Source organism: Streptomyces sp. SD15 (assembly GCF_054462255.1).
This window is the reverse complement of sequence record NZ_JBTLMO010000126.1, coordinates 1-2,759: the sequence shown is the minus strand read 5'-3', so window position 1 is coordinate 2,759 and position 2,759 is coordinate 1. Positions and strand designations below refer to the sequence as shown.

Here is a 2,759-nt window from a genome sequence, read left to right as displayed (position 1 = left end):
CCACCTCGGCCTACTCCAACTCGCCTGCAGCATCATCTGCTTGAGACGACTCCGAACCTCATTCTGAAACGATCAGTTAGGCAGGCTGCAGGAGACCGGTAATCAGTGGGCGCCGTACCAGTTGCTCGAACAGGATGGCGCTGTCGTCGACCCCGTCCGGGTCTTCTTCGCCGAGCTGCAGGCAGAGGACAAACCTGCTTCCACGGTCCGCTCATACGGCATGGACCTGCTGCGCTGGTGGCGGTTCCTGTGGGCTCTCAACATCGAGTGGAACCGGGCAACGCGCACGGATGCACGGGACTTCATTCGGTGGATGCAGATCGCGAACAAGCCACAGCGCCTGCACTGGAGACACCGGAAGGCGGGCCACTCCGAAGAGACGGCGCCGAAGCCGCGGACGATGCGCAAGAAGATCCCCGGTACCCCGAACGCCATCACGGGCAAGGTCTCACCCGGCCCGCAGTACGCCGCGAGGACGCGCGCGCACTGCGAAACCGTGCTCCGCACGTTCTACGACTTCCACCGGGACGAGGGCACCGGGCCGATCATCAACCCGTTTCCGCTCGACCGTTCGCGTCGCGGCGGCCGCGCGAACACCCACCACAAGCCTGACCGGCCCTTTGACCAAGAGCGGACAGGCCGCTACCGGCCGACCATCCCGAAACGTACGCCTCGGCGCATCCCGGACGAGATGTTCAACGCGCTGTTCGCCGCCCTCAGGCATAACCGAGATCGCGCTCTACTGGCCTTCTGGGTTTCCAACGGTGCACGCGCCGAAGAACTGCTCACCAGCCGGCAGCGCGATGCCCTCCCCGGACAGCAGTTGGTCGGCGTGATCCGAAAGGGAACCCGCGCCTACCAGCAGCTTCCTTGCTCAACCGACGCCTTCGTCTGGCTGCGCCTCTACCAGGAGGAAACACGGCGAGACGGTATCCCGCGGGGCAAGAGCCTGCCGTTGTGGTGGACGCTGAGGCGGCCCTGGCGACCGCTGAACTACGACGCGGCGCGCGCGATGTTCAACCGGGCCAACGAGCTCCTCGGGGCGAACTGGACGCTCCACGATCTACGCCACACCGCGTCCTACCGACTCGCCCGCGACCCCAACATGCCTCTGACCGACGTCCAATGGGTCCTCGGTCACGCACATCTGACGACCACACAGCTCCACTCCGGTTTTGCCAGCCATTTTGATGTGCCGATCCCGTGTTGACGTCGCCAGGTTCCCTGGTGACTCGACCGGTGGCGGGGCACCGCGCTGGCGGTCGTACTCTCCCCGTGAAATGGGCAACCGCCTGGCCGTGCCCGATCGTCCTTCGGGCATGACGTCCGCAACCCCCGAAGTGCCCTCCAGCACCCCACCGAACTGGCCGCACTGCGGCCGCGAAGCCACGCAAGAGGACCCAGTGGGCTGCCGAGGTATCCACGTCTCCGGGCACACCGCCTGTCTGGCCCATCTAGACGAGGGTGGCCGCGCCGCCTACCTGGCGGCCCTGTCCCCCGGCGCCGACATCGACCACCGCGGCACCCCGTTCACCGCAGGCTTACTGACCGAATTGCTTGCCGCTCTGCAGGATCCGGCAGCTAATCGCCCGCGTCTGGGTATCGCCCGGCTGGATGAGGCGGAGTTCGCACAGACTGCCCCATTCCATGAGGCGTACTTCTCCGGTGACGCCTGGTTCATCGGGGCGCGGTTCTCCGGTCCTGCTTGGTTCATCGGGGCGCGGTTCTCTGGTACCGCTTGGTTCGACGGCGCACGGTTCTCCGGTACGGCGCGATTTATCGGGGCGCGGTTCATCGGTCCTGGCAGGTTCATTGGAGCGCGGTTCTGTGCCGCTGCGCGGTTCAATGAGGCCCGGTTCTCCAGCGCTGCACGATTCGATACCGCCCGCTTTGAGGTGCCCTTCTCCTTCGGGCCTCTGGTATGCGCCCAAACGCTGGGTATGACTGGTACGGCCTTCACCAGCCCGATGATCATCGAGGCGGCTGCAGCCAGAGTTGAATGTACCCGGGCTTGGTGGTCGTCCACGGTGACGTTGCGGTTGCGCTACGCCGACCTGGACCTTACTGATGCCGCCGTCGAGTACCCGCTGACGGTCATCGCCCGAACCGCACCTTTTACTAACTCCCGAGGCCGCTCACTACCGGAACCAGAGTTCTCCGGTAACGATCCGCGTGTGCGTCTGACGTCCGTGAACGGAGTGGACGCTGCGCACCTGGCACTGCACGATATCGACCTCAGTACCTGCCGGTTCGCCGGCGCCATCCACCTCGACCAGCTCCGTGTGGATGGTTGGTGCACCTTCGGCAGCACACCCATCGGCACCCAGTGGTACCGGCACTTCGCTTGGCGATGGAGCACTCGACGCACCCTGGTCGAGGAGCACTACTGGCGCGCCCAGAACGTCCGCCCCGCCCTAACCCGCGGCTGGCTACTCCCGTCCGAGGGCACCACGGTCTTGAAACCGACGGCGCTGGCCGTCCTCTACCGACAGCTCCGCAAGTCGCTGGAGGACGACAAGAACGAACCCGGAGCCGCCGACTTCTACTACGGCGAGTGCGAGATGCGCCGCCGTGACACCGACGGCTCATCCTTGGCCGAGCGGGCACTACTGACGACGTACTGGGCGCTGTCGGGGTACGGGCTGCGTGCGACCCGCGCCCTGGTCTGGCTCTTACTGATCGTTTCAGAATGAAATGTGTTGTGGGGCTTGGCAGTTGGGTGTTGTGTCGGCAGGATCTGTTGGATGCCTGCTGATCTT

At 65.2% G+C, this 2,759-nt stretch carries 2 protein-coding genes; both read left to right on the top strand.

The window, feature by feature from the left end; all coding sequences use genetic code 11:
* Positions 1 to 121: 121 nt before the first annotated feature.
* Positions 122 to 1,210, top strand: a complete 1,089-nt coding sequence (locus ACX28W_RS43800; RefSeq protein WP_459005672.1) for a tyrosine-type recombinase/integrase — start codon at positions 122 to 124, stop codon at positions 1,208 to 1,210.
* 70 nt (positions 1,211 to 1,280) lie between these two features.
* A complete protein-coding gene (locus tag ACX28W_RS43795) occupies positions 1,281 to 2,693 on the top strand; it encodes a pentapeptide repeat-containing protein (RefSeq protein WP_459005671.1) in 1,413 nt (470 codons plus the stop codon).
* Positions 2,694 to 2,759 lie beyond the last annotated feature (66 nt).